Source organism: Pseudomonas sp. LTGT-11-2Z, from assembly GCF_003691445.1.
Classification (GTDB): Bacteria; Pseudomonadota; Gammaproteobacteria; order Pseudomonadales; family Pseudomonadaceae; genus Aquipseudomonas; species Aquipseudomonas monteilii.
In genome coordinates this window covers 2,845,324-2,860,808 of record NZ_CP033104.1, presented here as the reverse complement: position 1 = coordinate 2,860,808, position 15,485 = coordinate 2,845,324, and the positions used below count along the sequence as shown (strand labels likewise).

Below are 15,485 nucleotides of genomic sequence, written 5' to 3'. Positions count from 1 at the left end.
CTCGGTATTCCCCAACAACGGGTTCTCCACCCACCCCGGGGGGCACATCGTGATTTACTCAGCAGATCTGTCAGTCTGCCGGTAACGCCATCGAGCTGTCCGGGCGTGACGGGCGTATTCTGGCGCTATCACGCAAGGCCGTCGACAGGACGATCGCGGGCATTCACCTGTCGGCGAGAAGGCTGCGGCCTGACCACTGACGCGGTCGGTGTAGGAGCGCCATGTCGTCAGACACGCTATATCCCACCGCCCGCCAGCAGTTGCGTCATCACCTCGGCCAACGCCTTGACCATCACATCCGCCGTCGGCCGATGCACGATGACGATTTCATAACTGTCGACCTCCGGCAGCCCCTGCCCCAACCCCAGCACCCGATGCTCGCCAGTGGCCGCCCTTGGCGGTAGCAGGCTGACGCCCATGCCATCGGCCACTGCCGCCTGGATACCGCTGAGGCTGGAACTGGTGAAACTGATGCGCCAGCGCCGCCCCATGCCTTCGATGGCGTTGATCATGTCCTCGCGGTACAGCCCACGCGGCGGGAAGGTCACCAAAGGGATCGGGTCCAGCTCGAAGGCGGGGGTGCGCGCACTGTCGATCCATTGCAGGCGCTCGGGCCAGCAGGCCACGCCCTCGCGGGTGTTGCGCCGCTGCTTGAGCAACACCAGGTCGAGCTCACCGTTGTCGTAGGCCTGGCTGAGGTCGCGGCACAGACCACTGGTCACTTCCAGCTTCACCTGCGGGTGCAGGCGGCTGAAGGCCGACAGCGCATTGGTGGTGCGCCCGCCAACGAAGTCTTCGGGCACACCAAGGCGCACGGTGGTGCCCACCATCGCCCCGGCCAGGGCTTCGAGCATCTGGTCGTTCAAGGCCAGCATGTGCCGGGCGTAGCCGAGCAAGGTTTGCCCGGCATCGGTGGGCAGCACATCGCGGTTGCCCCGCACCAGCAAACGGTGGCCGACCATGTCTTCCAGGCGGCGTACCTTCTGGCTGATGGTCGACTGTGTCGAGTGCAGGCGAGCGGCAGCGGTGGTGAAGCTGCCGCAATCGGCCACCACCACAATGGCGCGTAGCAGGTCGAGGTCGAACAGCGCCCTATTCGATTTCACGCTAATGGACATCTGGGTATTCAACTACTGAATGGCAAGACTGCGTTCTATCACGGCTAGTCGCCAAGGGCCACACCTTCACGCCGCGGGTCAGCCCCGCCCGACCAACCCTCGCCACTGCGCTGGATGATCTGCATACCGCTGGTCATGGTCATGGGCGTTACCTCGTGCCCCCAGGCTGCCAACTGCCGGATCAGCGCCGGGCTGCTCAGCCCCGCTTCCACCTCGGTGCCAGCATTGCGGCTGCCAAAGTTGGGCAAGCCTGCGGCCTGTTGCGGGTCGAGCTGCCAATCCAGCAAGCCAACCAACGCCTTGTTCACATAGCCGATGATCTGCGAGCCGCCCGGTGACCCCAGGCTGGCCACCAGATCGCCCGAGGCTCGCGAGAACACCAGCGTGGGTGCCATGGCCGACAGCGGCCGCTTGCCCGGCTGTACCCGGTTGGCCACGGGTTTGCCATGCTCCTGCGCAATGAACGAGAAGTCAGTGAGGTGGTTGTTGAGCAGGAAGCCCTTGACCATCAGGTGCGAGCCGAACGCCGCCTCCACCGAGGTGGTCATGGCCAGGGCCTGGCCGCTGTCATCCACCGCGCTGAGGTGCGAGGTGGAAATGCGCAATGGCGAGCGATCCGGGGCCAGGGCCAAGTCGGCGCCCTGGGGTTGGCCCGGGCGAGCCCGTTTCATGCTGTGTTCGCCAATCTGCGCTGCACGGCTGGCCAGGTAGTTGGCGTCGGTAAGCGCCTTGACCGGGACCGGCACGTAATCGCTGTCGGCCAGGTATTGTGCGCGGTCGGCATAGGCCAAACGCTCAGCCTCGGCGATCAGGTGCACGGCCAGTGGTAATGCCTCCAGGCCAGCCGGGGATGCATTCGCAAGCGGGCGCAACACTGCCAGATCGCGCTGCGGCGTGGCGCGCTGTACGGCTTCGAGAATGCCCAGGGTCTGCAACACCGTCACCCCGCCCGAAGACGGCGGCGGCATGCCGCAGATGCGCCAGGCCTTATAGGGGCCGCACACGGGCTCGCGCTCTTTGGCCTGGTACTGCTGCAAGTCCTGCAACGAGAGGTAACCGGCATTGGCATGGCTGCGCACCGTGACCACGATGGCTTCGGCAATCTCGCCGGTATAGAACGCGTCAGGGCCTTGCGCGGCAATCTGATCGAAAGCCTGCGCAAGCTCGGGGTTGCGCAGGATCGTTCCCACCGCCAGCGGCCTGCCCTGCTCATCCAGGAAGTAGCGGGCCATGGCCGGTGACCGGGCAATGAACGGGTCTCCGGCCAGCAGGGTGTGAAGGCGCTCGGACACCGGGAAACCGTTGCGTGCCAGCGCGATGGCCGGCGCGAACAGATCGCGCCAGGGCAGCTTGCCGTGCTGATCGTGGGCCAGTTTCAAAGCACGCAGAACACCCGGCACGCCAACCGAGCGCCCGCCAATCTGCGCCGCCCTGAATGGCATCGGTGTGCCGTCGGCTTGCAGAAACAGCGTTTGCGTCACAGCCGCCGGTGCGGCCTCGCGGCCATCGAACGCCTGCACGCGCTTCCCGTCCCAATAGAGGATGAATGCCCCGCCGCCAATACCGCTGGATTGCGGCTCGACCAAGGTCAGCACCATCTGCATCGCAATGGCCGCATCGATGGCGCTGCCACCGGCACGCAACATTGCCCGCCCCGCTTCGCTGGCCAACGGGTTGGCTGCAGCAACCATATGGCGGCTGGCCTGCACGGGCCGCAAGCCTGTGCGGTAGCCAGAGGCCAGCTCGGGAGGTGCGGGCAGCACCTGGTCGGCACAGGCCAGGCCACTGGCGGCTACCAGGCAAAGGGCGCTGATCAGGGGTGGAAAGAAGTACATCGGCATGCTTCCTGCGAACTTCAAAAGCCCCGAAGATACCCTGTCGTACCCCTGAAAAAAACTAAACCACTTCCTCGAACGGCAAGCCCACGTAGTTCTCGGCAATGTTCACCAGCCCGGCTGGCGACGTCAGGAAGTACTCGCGGTCGGCCTCTTGCATCTTCTGGTCCCAGGCGTCTTTGTGGCTGCCGAAGTCGTGCAACAACTGGGTCATGAACCAGCTGAAGCGCTCGCCTTTCCACACCCGGCGCAGGGCCAGCGGGGAGTATTGCTGCAGCAGGTCGGTGCGCCCTTCGCGGTAAACCTTGACCAGAATGCGATACAGGTAATTCACGTCCGACGCTGCCAGGTTCAGGCCCTTGGCACCGGTAGGCGGGACGATGTGCGCCGCGTCACCCACCAGGAACAGGTGACCATACTGCATCGGTTCTACCACCAGGCTGCGCAGCGGGGCGATGCTTTTTTCCAAAGCCGGGCCTGTGACCAGGTCAGCCGCTACGTCGGCGGGCAAACGGGCTTTCAGCTCGTTCCAGAATCGCTCGTCCGACCACGCTTCGACCCGGTCCTGCAAGGGTACCTGCAGGTAGTAGCGGCTGCGTGTTTGCGAGCGCTGGCTACACAACGCGAAACCACGCTCGTGGTGGGCATAGATCAACTCGTGATTGACCGGCGGCGTGTCCGAAAGCAGGCCCAGCCAGCCAAACGGATAGACCCGCTCGTACTGCTTCAACACACCTTCGGGAATGCTCTGGCGCGATACACCGTGGAAGCCGTCACACCCGGCGATGTAGTCGCAATCCACCCGGTGCGACTGGCCGTCCTTCTCAAACGTGAGGTAGGGCTTCTCGCCCTTCAGCTCATGTGGCTGAACATTGCTGGCGGAATAGATGATCGGCGCGCCACTGGCTTCACGGGCCTGCATCAAGTCACGGGTGACTTCGGTCTGGCCGTATACCATGACGGTCTTGCCGCCGGTCAGGGCTTTCAGGTCCAGGCGTTGGCGGCGCCCGCCGACCAGCAACTCGACCCCTTCGTGCACCAGGCCCTCACGGTCCATGCGCTCGGCCACACCGGCTTCGCGCAGCAGGTCGACAGTGCCTTGCTCCAGCACCCCGGCACGGATGCGGCCAAGTACGTATTCAGGCGTCTGGCGCTCGACGATGACGTTATCGATGCCGGCCTTGTGCAGCAGTTGGCCAAGCAGCAGGCCAGACGGACCTGCACCAATAATTGCAACCTGAGTTTTCATTGTTGTTGTCTCTGTTCGGACGATGCCGGCCCTGGACTGGCAGTGGGGCGGCATCTGCTGTTAGGGTTTGCCCTTGCATTTTTACTGGCAAAAAAAGCTACCGAAGTGTGCTATTCCATCTAAAACCTGCACTTTTATAAAAAACGTTCGATTAACGGACAGGCTACCCCTGATGAAATCCACCCTCCCCGGCGTTCCGTTGTTCAAGCTGTATGGCGAAAACCAGGCCTGGCCCGGCACCGACCTGCTGCACTGCGAATCGATCCCTGCGCGCAGCCGCCTGCACCACTGGGAGATCAAGCCACACCAGCATGCCGAGCTGTTCCAGTTGCTGTATGTACAGCGCGGCCAGGCTCAGGTGGAGATCGAAGGGTTGCGCAGCGCCATCGGCGAAGCGGCGATCCAGGTGGTGCCGCCGATGACCGTGCATGGCTTTCGCTTCAGCGCCGATATCCAGGGCTATGTGCTCACCTTCGGCACCGCGCTGGTGGCGAACCTGGAGCAGCGCCTGGGCATGCCGCTGGCGGTGCTGGCGCAACCTGCGTGCTACCCGCTTGGGCATGACCGTGTGCATCTGCGCAGCCTGATCGACACCTTGCAGCAGGAGTACCAAGGCAATGCCCCGGCGCGCGCGGCCATGCTTGAAGCGCTGGTGACCGCGCTGATGGTGTGGATCAACCGCCGCCAGCAACTGGGGCAGGCACCGCGTAACCGCGATGAACGCGACCGGCAGTTACTGGGGCAGTACCTGCGGCTGGTCGAGGCGCATTACCGCGAGCATCTGTCAGTAGAAGCTTTTGCCGCACGGCTGAACGTTCCAAGCCTGCAACTGAACCAGCTGTGCAGGGCTTTGAGCGGGCAGACTGCGTTGCAGGTGGTACACCAACGGTTGCTGCTGGAGGCGCGGCGTAACCTGATTTATACGCGGATGAGTATCGGGCAGTTGTCGGATAGCCTGGGATTCACCGACCCGACGTACTTTGCCCGGTGGTTCAAGCGGTTGACCGGGGAGACCCCTAACGGGTACCGACGCGCTGCGCAGCCGGACTGATTGCGGCAGGCTGCTTGACGTAAACGTCAACCTGCCTTCAGGATACCCGCATACCCCACGCCGAGCCCCAGCATGAGCAACCAGACCTACAGCATCTCCGACCTGTCCCGCGAGCTGGACATCACCACCCGGGCCATCCGCTTCTATGAAGAGCAGGGCCTGCTGAGCCCCGAACGCCGCGGCCTGGAGCGAATCTATTCGGCCCGCGACAAGGTCAGCCTCAAGCTCATCCTGCGCGGCAAGCGCATCGGCTTTTCACTGGCCGAGTGCCGCGAGCTGATCGAGCTGTACGACCCCACCAGCGGCAACCTCAAGCAGCTCAACAGCATGCTGGCAAAAATCGCCGAGCGCCGCGCCCAGCTGGAGCAGCAGATGCTCGATATCCACCAGATGCAACTGGAACTGGACACCGCCCAGGAGCGTTGCGAACAAGCCCTGGCCGCCACCCTGAACAACAAAGACAACCGCTGAACCCCACAGGAATCCCGCCATGTCCTTGCCCAAACACGTCCGCCTGGTCGAAGTCGGCCCCCGCGACGGCCTGCAGAACGAAGCCCAGCCCATCAGCGTTGCCGACAAGGTGCGCCTGGTCAACGACCTTACCGAAGCGGGCCTTGCCTATATAGAAGTGGGCAGCTTCGTCTCGCCCAAGTGGGTGCCGCAAATGGCCGGCTCTGCCGAGGTGTTCGCCGGTATCGACCAGCGCCCCGGTGTTACTTATGCAGCGCTGGCACCCAACCTGCGCGGTTTCGAGGACGCGCTGGCTGCCGGGGTGAAGGAAGTGGCAGTGTTCGCGGCCGCCTCCGAAGCGTTTTCGCAGCGCAACATCAACTGCTCTATCAGCGACAGCCTCAAGCGCTTCGAGCCGATCATGGAAGCTGCGCGCAACCACGGTGTACGCGTGCGTGGCTATGTGTCATGCGTACTCGGCTGCCCTTATGAAGGCAAGGTCAGCGCTGAACAGGTGGCCCCGGTGGCCCGCGCACTGCACGACATGGGCTGCTACGAAGTATCGCTGGGTGACACCATCGGCACCGGCACTGCCGGCGATACCCGGCGCCTGTTCGAGGTGGTCTCTGCCCAGGTGCCGCGCGAGCAACTGGCCGGGCACTTCCACGACACCTATGGCCAGGCCCTGGCCAACGTCTATGCCAGCCTGCTCGAAGGCATCAGCGTATTCGACAGCTCGGTGGCCGGGCTGGGCGGCTGCCCTTACGCCAAAGGGGCTACCGGCAACATCGCCAGCGAAGATGTGGTGTACCTGCTGCAAGGGCTGGGCATTGAAACCGGCATCGACCTCGACCGGCTGATCGCCGCCGGCCAACGCATCAGTAGCGTGCTGGGCCGCGGCAATGGGTCGCGGGTAGCGCGGGCGCGCAGCGCGCAGTAAGTCATACGGGTGTCACACAGGTGTGGGTGAAGTGTTACCGACCCCACATTTCACAGCAAAAAATCGGGTAACAGGGAAACAAATCGGCAGAATCTCAGGCCAAGCACTTTTGACGAAAACCGCTAAGCCACTGATTTTAAAAGACTTTCAAAAGTTGGCACGCACCCTGCTATATCTTTGGTACAAGAACAAAAAAAATGTGACACCCAATAAAAACAACAGGTAACGGCTCTGACATAACAAGAACAACACGGCAGAGGCGTAGCAAGCAGATTTTTTTGGAGTAGACACGCTTTTCAGGGGTACGCCCCGCGGTCTGGCACAGAACAATAAAACTACCTCAAGGTAGCGGCAGCCAGGTTCGGATCAGCCATGATGAAAGCAGGTCAGCGCTCAAAAAAATACGTTTGCTCTTGACCCCGCATGGGGGTCGCCCGCAACACCAGGACAGGCTGACAAAAACAACGAAAGGCCGGTCCCAATAATAAAAAAAGAGCAAGCAACAACGCTTTGAGGGGAGCTTCGGCTCCCCTCAGTGCTTCCCGCCCTCCTCCTTTCTTCTCCTTTCAGCCCCCTGATGCAGCAACCCGCCTTGCATTGTGGTCCACCCTGTAACCCTACAAGGAGGACAACGCCATGCCCGTTGAAATCGACGAAACCACCCGCCGCTGCACCCTGATCGGCGAGAACCTGCGCATCGAAGGCGATGGCCCTGCTATCGAAATCGTCACCGACGAACACCTGCGCATGTCAGTGGCCCTGCTGGCAGGCCAGCGCGTCCCCATTACCGAAGCCGAGGCCGATGCGTTGACCGTAGCGGGTGCGGTGGATAGCCGCAGGCATCTGAAGGCCAGCGTGCCAGGCTCGGTAATTTAAGGCCTGGCGGTCGAAGCCGGGTAATCTGATATGGTTTTTATCGCAAAATCTGAGCCTGTGCTGATAACAGCCTCAGGGCCATAGTGCTCATGCCTGATCGAGGCCTGATGAGCACCGAGCCATGAACAATAGAATCCCTTTCACAGAGATCGCCCCCACCCCAGCCAGCCCCCGACCGCGACACACCGACAGCGGCATTCACACCCGCAGCTTCAGCGGGCTGTACCGCAACCTGCGCATCGGCTTTGCCGGTGCCCTGTTCGTGCTGTTCTTCGGCACCGCTTGGCTGAACTGGAACGGACGCCAGGCCGTGTTGTGGGACCTGGCCAACAGCAAATTCCACATCTTTGGCGCGACCTTCTGGCCACAGGACTTCATCCTGTTGTCAGCGCTGCTGATCATTTGCGCCTTCGGTCTGTTCGCCATCACCGTGTACGCCGGCCGCGTGTGGTGTGGCTACAGCTGCCCGCAGAGCACCTGGACGTGGCTGTTCATGTGGTGCGAAAAGGTCACCGAAGGTGACCGCAACCAGCGCATCAAACTGGCCGCCGCGCCCTGGAGCCTGAACAAACTGGGGCGCCGCACCCTGAAACACAGCCTGTGGCTGGTCATCGGTATCCTCACCGGGCTGACCTTCGTCGGCTATTTCACACCGATTCGCCCACTGGCCGCAGAACTGTTCACCTTGCAACTGGGCGGCGTGGCGCTGTTCTGGGTGCTGTTCTTCACCGCCGCCACTTACATCAATGCCGGCCTGCTGCGTGAAGCGGTGTGCCTGCACATGTGCCCGTATGCGCGCTTCCAGAGTGTGATGTTCGACAAGGACACCCTGGCCGTCGCCTATGACCCACGGCGCGGTGAGGCCCGTGGCCCGCGCAAGAAGGGCAGCGACGTCCAGGCCCAAGGCCTGGGCGACTGCATCGACTGCACGCTGTGTGTGCAGGTGTGCCCCACCGGCATTGATATCCGCGATGGCTTGCAAATGGCCTGCATCGGTTGCGCAGCGTGCATCGACGCCTGCGACGGGGTGATGGACAAGATGGGTTATGCTCGCGGGCTGATTGGCTACAAGTCCGAACACAGCCTGCAGGGCGGTACTACTCACTGGCTGCGCCCACGCCTGCTCGGCTATGCCGCTGCGCTGGTGGTGATGATCGCGGCGCTGGTGGTGGCCTTGCAACTGCGCCCGATGGTGTCGCTGGATGTGATCAAGGACCGTGGCCTGTTCCGTGAAAATGCCTTGGGCCAGATCGAGAACATCTACCTGCTCAAGGTCATCAACAAGACCGAGCGCACCCAGCACTATGCGTTGCGCCTGCTGGACGCCGACGGCTTCACCTTGCAGGGCAACACCGCATTGGTCATCCCGGCGGGCGAAATGAGTGAACTGCCGGTGTCGGTGGCGATGCTCGCCGAGCGCCCGACCAGCAGCTCGCAAACACTCAGCTTCGAAATCAGCGAGCGTGACGACCCCGCCATCCGCAGCGTGGCCCACAGCCGCTTCGTCGCCCCCATGAACCGTTGATCCCTTACACTGACGCCACCTTGCCTGCCAGGCTTCGACAGAAGGCCAGAATGAAACGCTACGAACGCTTTGCCGACGACATTGCCGAACTGATCCGCTCCGGGGTACTGGGCCCCGGCCAGCGCGTGCCCTCGGTTCGCTACGCCAGCCAGACCCACGGGGTCAGCCCTTCTACCGTTTTCCAGGCCTATTACCTGCTGGAGCGGCGCGGGCTGATCCGCGCCCGGCCGCGCTCGGGGTATTTTGTCAACGCCCACGCCCCACGCCAGTTCAGCGAACCTCAAGCGCTGCAGCCGGTCAGCGAGTCTACCGATGTCGACGTCAGCGCCTTGGTGTTTTCGATCCTCGACTCGATCAAGGACCCCAACACCATACCGTTCGGTTCGGCCTTCCCCAGCCCCGAACTGTTCCCGCTGCAACGCCTGTCGCGCTCGCTGGCCAGCGCCAGCCGCAGCATGGACCCGCGCATGGTGGTCACCGACCTGTCGCCCGGCAACCCGCAACTGCGCCGGCAGATTGCCCTGCGCTACATGGTTGGCGGGTTGATGCTGCCCATGGAAGAACTGCTGATCACCAACGGCGCACTGGAGGCCCTGAACCTGTGCCTGCAGGCAGTGACTCAGCCCGGCGACCTGGTAGCCATCGAGGCCCCGGCCTTCTATGCCTGCCTGCAGGTACTGGAGCGGCTCAAGCTCAAGGCGGTGGAAATCCCGGTGCACCCGCGCGAAGGCATGGACCTGGGCGTGCTGGCACAAACCCTGGAGAAGCACCCGGTCAAGGCCGTGTGGTGCATGACCAACTTCCAGAACCCGGTGGGCGCCAGCATGCCGGAAGCCAAGAAACAGGCCCTGGTGGAGTTGCTGGCGCGCCATGAGGTGCCGTTGATCGAAGACGACGTGTACGCCGAGCTGTACTACTCGCAACAGGCGCCCAAACCGGCCAAGGCCTTCGACACCCAGGGCCTGGTGATGCACTGCGGCTCGTTCGCCAAAAGCCTGGCACCGGGCTACCGCATCGGCTGGGTCGCCGCCGGGCGCTTTGCGCAGAAGATCGAACGGCTGAAACTGATGACCTCGCTGTGTGCCTCGATGCCGGCCCAGGCGGCAATTGCCGACTACCTGCAGCACGGCGGCTACGACCGCCACCTGCGCAAGCTGCGCTACGCGCTGGAAGGCCAGCAGGCCAACATGCTGGCGGCCATCGCTCGCCACTTTCCGGCGCAGACGCGGGTCAGCCAGCCTTCCGGTGGCTACTTCCTGTGGCTGGAACTGCCCGAACAAATGGACGCCCTCAAGCTGTTCCACATGGCCCTGGCGCAAGGCATCAGCATCGCCCCCGGGCCGATCTTCTCGCCCACCCGGCGCTTCGGCAATTGCATCCGCCTGAACTACGGAAGCCCCTGGCATGACGGCGCCGAACGGGCCATGGAAACCCTCGGGCGGATCATCCGCTCCTTCTGACCATCGAACACTCGGCGGCCGAACGACGGCTGCCGGGCATCGCCCGCCAACTGTGCTGACCCGCTATTCGCATGCAGATGAACACGCTAAAGTCAGAGCCTCCCCTTTTGTCGGACGTCGGCATGCCCTCCCGCGACCTGCGCTCACTGCGCCAACACGTCGAAGCCCTTCAGCGGCAGAACGCGCAACTGGAATCCCAGCTTGCCAGCCTCCAGGACCACGATCAGAACTTCTACCGTTCGTTGTTCGACACCATGGACGAAGGCTTCTGCATCATCGAGTTCTTCGACGGCCCGCACGGCCCGCTCAGTGATTACGTGCATGTACTGGCCAACGCGGCCTACGCCAAGCACGCCGGCATCCCCAACGTGGTCGGGCAAAAGCTGCGCGAGATGGTGCCCGATGAAGCCGATGACTGGGTAGCCCGCTATGGCGCAGTGCTGCGCACTGGCGAACCCCTGCATTTCGAGCAGGAACTGGTCGCCACCGGCCATGTGCTGTCTGTTACCACTTTCCGCGTGGAGCCTGCCGAGAAACGCCAGGTAGCGGTGTTGTTCAAGGACGTTACCGAACGCCGTCGGGCAGAGCAGGCCCTGCAACGCCTGAACGAAGAACTGGAGCAACGGGTAAGCGCTGCACTGGCAGAGCGACAGCTGTTCGCCGAGCTGGTCGACCACAGCGTGGTCAATGTGCATGTGGTCGACAAAGACATGCGTTGGCTGGCCATCAATCGCCAGGCGAAACATGACTTTCAACGGTTGTTCGGGCGTACGCCTGAAATTGGCGATTACTTGCCAGACCTGATCGACGATGAGCCAAACGTTCGGACATTAAGCTTGTCCATGTGGCAGCGTGCCTTGGCAGGCGAGCAATTCGTCGAGATCGGTACATTCGGCAAGGCGCCCGAGCAATACCATTACGAACTGCGTTTCAATGCCTTGCGCGACCATGATGGCGAAATACAAGGCGCTTTTCTGTTTGCCTATGACATCAGCGAGCGCGTACAGGAGCAGAAGCGCCTGGCCAAAGCCGAGGAAGCCCTGCGCCAGGCGCAGAAGATGGAAGCCGTGGGCCAGCTCAGTGGTGGCATCGCCCACGATTTCAACAACCTGCTGGGCGGTATTCTGGGCGCGCAAGAGCTGATGCGCCAACGCCTGAACCAGTCACGCTTCGACGCCATCGAGCCATTGCTGGAGCTCTCCAGCGGCTCGGCTCAACGGGCTTCTTCGCTGGTGCACCGTTTGCTGGCGTTCTCACGCCAGCAGACCCTGCAGCCCTGCTCAACGCAAGTGGCAACATTGGTGGCTGGCATGGAAGAGCTGTTACGCCGCACCATTGGCCCGGCCATCACCCTGAGCAGCCGGTTTGCCTGCGAGCTATGGCCAACGTTCATCGACCCACCCCAACTGGAAAGCGCCCTGCTCAACGTGTGCATCAACGCGCGCGACGCCATGCCAGGGGGCGGCGTTATCGATATCGTCGGCGACAACCTGCTGCTTGACGCGGTACAGGCCCAGGCGCTGGAACTGCCCGCCGGCGAATACGTGCGGCTGAGCATCATCGACAACGGCAAGGGCATGTCGGCGGAGGTGGCCAAGCGTGCCGTAGACCCCTTCTTCACCACCAAGCCCATGGGCCAGGGCACTGGCCTGGGTTTGTCGATGACTTACGGGTTCGTGCGCCAATCGGGTGGGCAACTGCGCGTACTTTCGACGCTGGGTGAAGGCACGCGCCTCGAGCTGCTTTTGCCCCGCCACTATGAGCAACCCAAGCCGCCTGCCCCCAAACCGCAGCGCAAGGTACTGGAAAAAGACAGTGCAGTGGCGCGGCGTATCCTGTTGATCGAAGACCAGACGGCCTTGCGCCTGGTGGTTTGCGAAGTGCTGGAAGAGCTGGGTTACCGGGTTGATGCATTCGAGGACGGCCCAACTGCCTTGGCCTACCTGCAAAACGGCGAACGGCCAGACCTGTTACTGAGCGATATCGGCTTGCCCGGCGGCCTGAATGGCCGCCAGGTGGCTGAGCGCTGCCGCGAGCGCTACCCGGACCTCAAAGTGCTGTTCATCACCGGCTACGATGAAAGCGCGGCGCTCAGTGACGGCCAGTTGCTACAAGGCACGCTGGTGCTGACCAAGCCGTTTGAACTGGAGGCGCTGGCCGAGCGGGTCAGTACCCTGCTTGAGGATTGAGGGGCGCGCTCAGCGCCCGCCGCCCAGGTCGATGAAGCTGCCCGTGGAGTAGGATGCCTTGTCAGACAGCAACCAGAGAATGGCCTCGGCCACTTCTTCAGGGCGCCCGCCCCGGCCCATGGGCAAGCCGGGTTCCAGCTTGCTGACGCGGTCCGGATCACCGGACAGCGCATGGAAGCCAGTGTGAATGTAGCCCGGGCGTACGCCATTGACCCGCACCCCCTCGCCAGCCACCTCTTTGGACAGACCAATGGTGAAGGTATCGAGTGCGCCCTTGGAGGCGGCATAGTCGACATATTCGTTGGGCGAACCCAGGCGTGCAGCCACCGATGACACGTTGACGATGGCCCCGCCCTGCCCGCCATGCCGACGTGCCATGCGCAGCAGGGCGTGCTTGGCGCAGAGCATGGGGCCGACGACATTGGTTTTCATAACCTTGAGCAGGCGAAACTCGGACATATCCTCCACCCGGCTTTGCTGGCCGATGGTGCCGGCGTTGTTGACCAATGCGGTGACCGGGCCAAGTTCATCATCAACGCGCTGGAACAGCTGGATGATTTCATCCTCGACGCTGACGTCGGCGCGCACGGCAATGGCCTCGGCGCCCAAGGCGCGGACCTGGCCCAGGATACCTTCGGCGGCCTGCTCGTCGGTGTGGTAGTTGATGCAGATGCGGTAGCCCTGACGGGCGGCCAGCAACGCCGTGGCGGCGCCGATGCCACGGCTGCCGCCGGTGATGACGATGACTTTTTCCATGGATCTGCCATTCGTTCCGGGGAGGGAGAGCCGACAATAGGCGAAATAGCTGTGCGTGGGAATGACCAAGGTCAGGTCAACCCACTCCTATGTTCGCAGCCGTCTTCGGCACCAAGCACTAGAAAGCGAAGCCCTGCCCCAACTCGCTCTCCATCCACTCCAGAAACCGCCGCACTCGCGGGAAGCTGGAATGAGCCCTTGGGAAAACGAGATGGTGCGCTGCCACAGGGACTCGCAACGCATCGGGTGCGACTTCGACCAGCGCGCCAGAGAGAAGATACTTGTGAGCGAGAATTGAACTTTCGAGCGCGAAACCAAGGCCGTGGCTCGCGGCCTCCAAGGTCATGTAAGAGCGGTCAAAACTCAATGCATAAGGTTTCTCAGGGCGCTCCAACCCATGTTGAGCGAACCATTGCGGCCATTTGAGCAGGGTGGCCTCAGACAGAATAAGGTCTTGGCTCAGCAGGTCGCGTGGATGTGAGACAGCACGCTTGGCAAGCAGGCCCGGTGACGCCAGAACAGTGAACGTCTCATCGCGTATCGTGCGGACTTCATAACTTGGCCAGTTCGGTGTGCCGTGGCGGATATCAACATCAATCTTGTCCCGGCTGAAATGCAAGGACTCGTACGAACAGGAGAGGTTGATCTGGATATCAGGATGCGCCAGTCGAAACGCCTCCAGCCTCGGCATGATCCACAAAAGACCAAAACTGGGTGACGAGTGCAGCCGCAGGCAATCAAGGCTGACGTCGCTCGCTGCACGCTCGGTGGCAATTGCCAGGCTATGGAGCACACCCGAAATTTCTTTCAAGTACTGCTCGCCTACCGGTGTAAGCCTCACACCGCGAGCCTCTCGAATGAACAACTGGCGACCGATCATTCCCTCTAGATTGGCGAGTTGATGGCTGACAGCTGAAGGCGTCAAGTCGAGTGTCTCGGCAGCCCGCGCTACATTGCCGAAACGTGCAGTCTGTTCAAAGCACTGAATTGCCCTCAACGGTGGAATGACGGGTATCGCATCGGCAGTGACTTTCATGCATCGGCTTCCGCTGTAGATATTGACCTTGCTTGGAAGACGCATTCAATCATTGGCCATCGCGCAATGCGAGCCATGAATTTTCTTCAGCAACGAGTGATTTTTACCTTATTGCTCGGCCTGTACCTGAAGAACAAGCTGCGCCTATCGATTCAGGTGAATCGAACCCATAAAAATAATCAGAGGTTTCACTCATGCTTCTTCAAGGAAAAGTCGCCATCATCACAGGCGCAGCATCGGCACGTGGTATCGGACGAGCCACTGCCACCACGTTCGCACAACAGGGTGCCCGCGTGGTTATCCTGGACCTGGATGAATCCGCCGCTCGCGACGCTGCCGCCGCGCTTGGCGAAGGGCATCTGGGGCTCGCTGCCAACGTCGCCGACGAAGCTCAAGTGCAGCATGCCGTAGCGCAAATCATTGAGCACTTCGGCCGCATCGACGTGCTGGTCAACAACGCAGGCATCACCCAACCGTTGAAGATTCTGGACATCAAGCACAGCGACTATGACAAAGTGCTGGACGTAAGCCTGCGCGGCACATTGCTGATGTCGCAGGCAGTGATCCCGCACATGCGCCAACAGCAATCCGGCAGCATCATTTGCATGTCGTCGGTATCGGCGCAGCGCGGCGGTGGCATCTTCGGTGGCCCACACTACAGCGCAGCGAAAGCCGGCGTGCTGGGGCTGGGTAAAGCCATGGCCCGTGAGCTGGGCCCTGACAACGTGCGGGTAAACTCGATTGCACCCGGCCTGATCCACACCGACATCACAGGCGGCCTCATGCAGGACGAGCGCCGCCACGCGATCATCGATGGCATCCCGCTGGGTCGCCTGGGTGAAGCACAGGACGTTGCCAACGCTGCGCTGTTTCTGGCCAGCGACCTGTCCTCCTACCTGACAGGCATTACCCTGGATGTGAACGGCGGCATGTTGATCCACTGATGACCGGCCGGATGTAGTTGCGCTGGCCTGTCGGCTGGCGCTGTTCTGAATCGACG

General features: G+C 62.2%; 13 protein-coding genes. 8 read left to right on the top strand and 5 right to left on the bottom strand.

Translation table 11 applies throughout. The annotated features are described in order from the left end of the window. Positions 1-236: 236 nt before the first annotated feature. The 3 genes from D8767_RS13350 to pobA form a co-directional block, all read right to left on the bottom strand. Entirely contained in the window at positions 237-1,118 is an 882-nt protein-coding gene (locus D8767_RS13350) for a LysR substrate-binding domain-containing protein (protein ID WP_025752552.1), read from the bottom strand. 44 nt (positions 1,119-1,162) lie between these two features. Beyond that, positions 1,163-2,953, bottom strand: coding sequence for a gamma-glutamyltransferase (gene ggt, locus D8767_RS13345; protein WP_028698841.1), 1,791 nt, complete (start codon positions 2,951-2,953; stop codon positions 1,163-1,165). A gap of 61 nt (positions 2,954-3,014) precedes the next feature. Next, the gene (gene pobA / locus D8767_RS13340; protein ID WP_016713903.1) at positions 3,015-4,202 is read right to left on the bottom strand and encodes a 4-hydroxybenzoate 3-monooxygenase; all 1,188 of its coding nucleotides are present in this window, start codon (positions 4,200-4,202) and stop codon (positions 3,015-3,017) included. Positions 4,203-4,374: 172 nt separating this feature from the next. Here pobA and D8767_RS13335 point away from each other — a divergent pair, with 172 nt between their 5' ends. From D8767_RS13335 to D8767_RS13305, 7 genes are all read left to right on the top strand, one after another. Next, positions 4,375-5,253: a helix-turn-helix domain-containing protein gene (locus D8767_RS13335; RefSeq protein ID WP_016713902.1), complete on the top strand. Its 879-nt coding sequence runs from the start codon at positions 4,375-4,377 to the stop codon at positions 5,251-5,253. Positions 5,254-5,325: 72 nt separating this feature from the next. Further along, the gene (locus D8767_RS13330; protein ID WP_016713901.1) at positions 5,326-5,724 is read left to right on the top strand and encodes a MerR family DNA-binding transcriptional regulator; all 399 of its coding nucleotides are present in this window, start codon (positions 5,326-5,328) and stop codon (positions 5,722-5,724) included. A gap of 19 nt (positions 5,725-5,743) precedes the next feature. Then, positions 5,744-6,643 (top strand): hydroxymethylglutaryl-CoA lyase, encoded by a 900-nt coding sequence (locus D8767_RS13325; RefSeq protein ID WP_016713900.1) that lies wholly within the window; start codon positions 5,744-5,746, stop codon positions 6,641-6,643. 636 nt (positions 6,644-7,279) lie between these two features. Further along, positions 7,280-7,519 carry a DUF3203 family protein gene (locus tag D8767_RS13320; RefSeq protein ID WP_016713899.1) on the top strand — a complete coding sequence of 80 codons (240 nt, stop codon included), beginning with the start codon at positions 7,280-7,282 and terminating at the stop codon, positions 7,517-7,519. Positions 7,520-7,640: 121 nt separating this feature from the next. Continuing rightward, on the top strand, positions 7,641-9,044 hold the full coding sequence (gene ccoG / locus D8767_RS13315) for a cytochrome c oxidase accessory protein CcoG (protein WP_016713898.1): 1,404 nt from the start codon (positions 7,641-7,643) through the stop codon (positions 9,042-9,044). A 50-nt stretch (positions 9,045-9,094) separates the two neighbouring features. Continuing rightward, complete coding sequence (gene mapR, locus D8767_RS13310; protein WP_016713897.1) at positions 9,095-10,504, top strand: GntR family transcriptional regulator MpaR; 1,410 nt, start codon at positions 9,095-9,097, stop codon at positions 10,502-10,504. Between the two features lie 122 nt (positions 10,505-10,626). Further along, complete coding sequence (locus tag D8767_RS13305) at positions 10,627-12,693, top strand: PAS domain-containing sensor histidine kinase (protein WP_016713896.1); 2,067 nt, start codon at positions 10,627-10,629, stop codon at positions 12,691-12,693. A gap of 9 nt (positions 12,694-12,702) precedes the next feature. On the opposite strand, the gene D8767_RS13300 is transcribed toward D8767_RS13305, so the two are convergent. Both D8767_RS13300 and D8767_RS13295 read right to left on the bottom strand, forming a co-directional pair. After that, the gene (locus D8767_RS13300; RefSeq protein ID WP_016713895.1) at positions 12,703-13,449 is read right to left on the bottom strand and encodes an SDR family oxidoreductase; all 747 of its coding nucleotides are present in this window, start codon (positions 13,447-13,449) and stop codon (positions 12,703-12,705) included. Between the two features lie 118 nt (positions 13,450-13,567). Further along, positions 13,568-14,485, bottom strand: coding sequence for a LysR substrate-binding domain-containing protein (locus D8767_RS13295; protein WP_016713894.1), 918 nt, complete (start codon positions 14,483-14,485; stop codon positions 13,568-13,570). 194 nt (positions 14,486-14,679) lie between these two features. Here D8767_RS13295 and D8767_RS13290 point away from each other — a divergent pair, with 194 nt between their 5' ends. Then, the gene (locus tag D8767_RS13290) at positions 14,680-15,429 is read left to right on the top strand and encodes an SDR family NAD(P)-dependent oxidoreductase (protein ID WP_016713893.1); all 750 of its coding nucleotides are present in this window, start codon (positions 14,680-14,682) and stop codon (positions 15,427-15,429) included. The last annotated feature ends 56 nt before the right edge of the window (positions 15,430-15,485 follow it).

Excerpts from the sequence above, each read along its gene's own strand:
- D8767_RS13300 (WP_016713895.1), bottom strand. The coding sequence starts at position 13,449 with ATGGAAAAAGTCATCGTCATCACCGGCGGCAGCCGTGGCATCGGCGCC.
- mapR (WP_016713897.1), top strand. The coding sequence starts at position 9,095 with ATGAAACGCTACGAACGCTTTGCCGACGACATTGCCGAACTGATCCGC.
- D8767_RS13330 (WP_016713901.1), top strand. The coding sequence starts at position 5,326 with ATGAGCAACCAGACCTACAGCATCTCCGACCTGTCCCGCGAGCTGGAC.
- D8767_RS13325 (WP_016713900.1), top strand. The coding sequence starts at position 5,744 with ATGTCCTTGCCCAAACACGTCCGCCTGGTCGAAGTCGGCCCCCGCGAC.
- D8767_RS13305 (WP_016713896.1), top strand. The coding sequence starts at position 10,627 with ATGCCCTCCCGCGACCTGCGCTCACTGCGCCAACACGTCGAAGCCCTT.
- ccoG (WP_016713898.1), top strand. The coding sequence starts at position 7,641 with ATGAACAATAGAATCCCTTTCACAGAGATCGCCCCCACCCCAGCCAGC.
- D8767_RS13320 (WP_016713899.1), top strand. The coding sequence starts at position 7,280 with ATGCCCGTTGAAATCGACGAAACCACCCGCCGCTGCACCCTGATCGGC.
- D8767_RS13290 (WP_016713893.1), top strand. The coding sequence starts at position 14,680 with ATGCTTCTTCAAGGAAAAGTCGCCATCATCACAGGCGCAGCATCGGCA.
- ggt (WP_028698841.1), bottom strand. The coding sequence starts at position 2,953 with ATGTACTTCTTTCCACCCCTGATCAGCGCCCTTTGCCTGGTAGCCGCC.
- D8767_RS13295 (WP_016713894.1), bottom strand. The coding sequence starts at position 14,485 with ATGAAAGTCACTGCCGATGCGATACCCGTCATTCCACCGTTGAGGGCA.
- D8767_RS13350 (WP_025752552.1), bottom strand. The coding sequence starts at position 1,118 with ATGTCCATTAGCGTGAAATCGAATAGGGCGCTGTTCGACCTCGACCTG.
- D8767_RS13335 (WP_016713902.1), top strand. The coding sequence starts at position 4,375 with ATGAAATCCACCCTCCCCGGCGTTCCGTTGTTCAAGCTGTATGGCGAA.
- pobA (WP_016713903.1), bottom strand. The coding sequence starts at position 4,202 with ATGAAAACTCAGGTTGCAATTATTGGTGCAGGTCCGTCTGGCCTGCTG.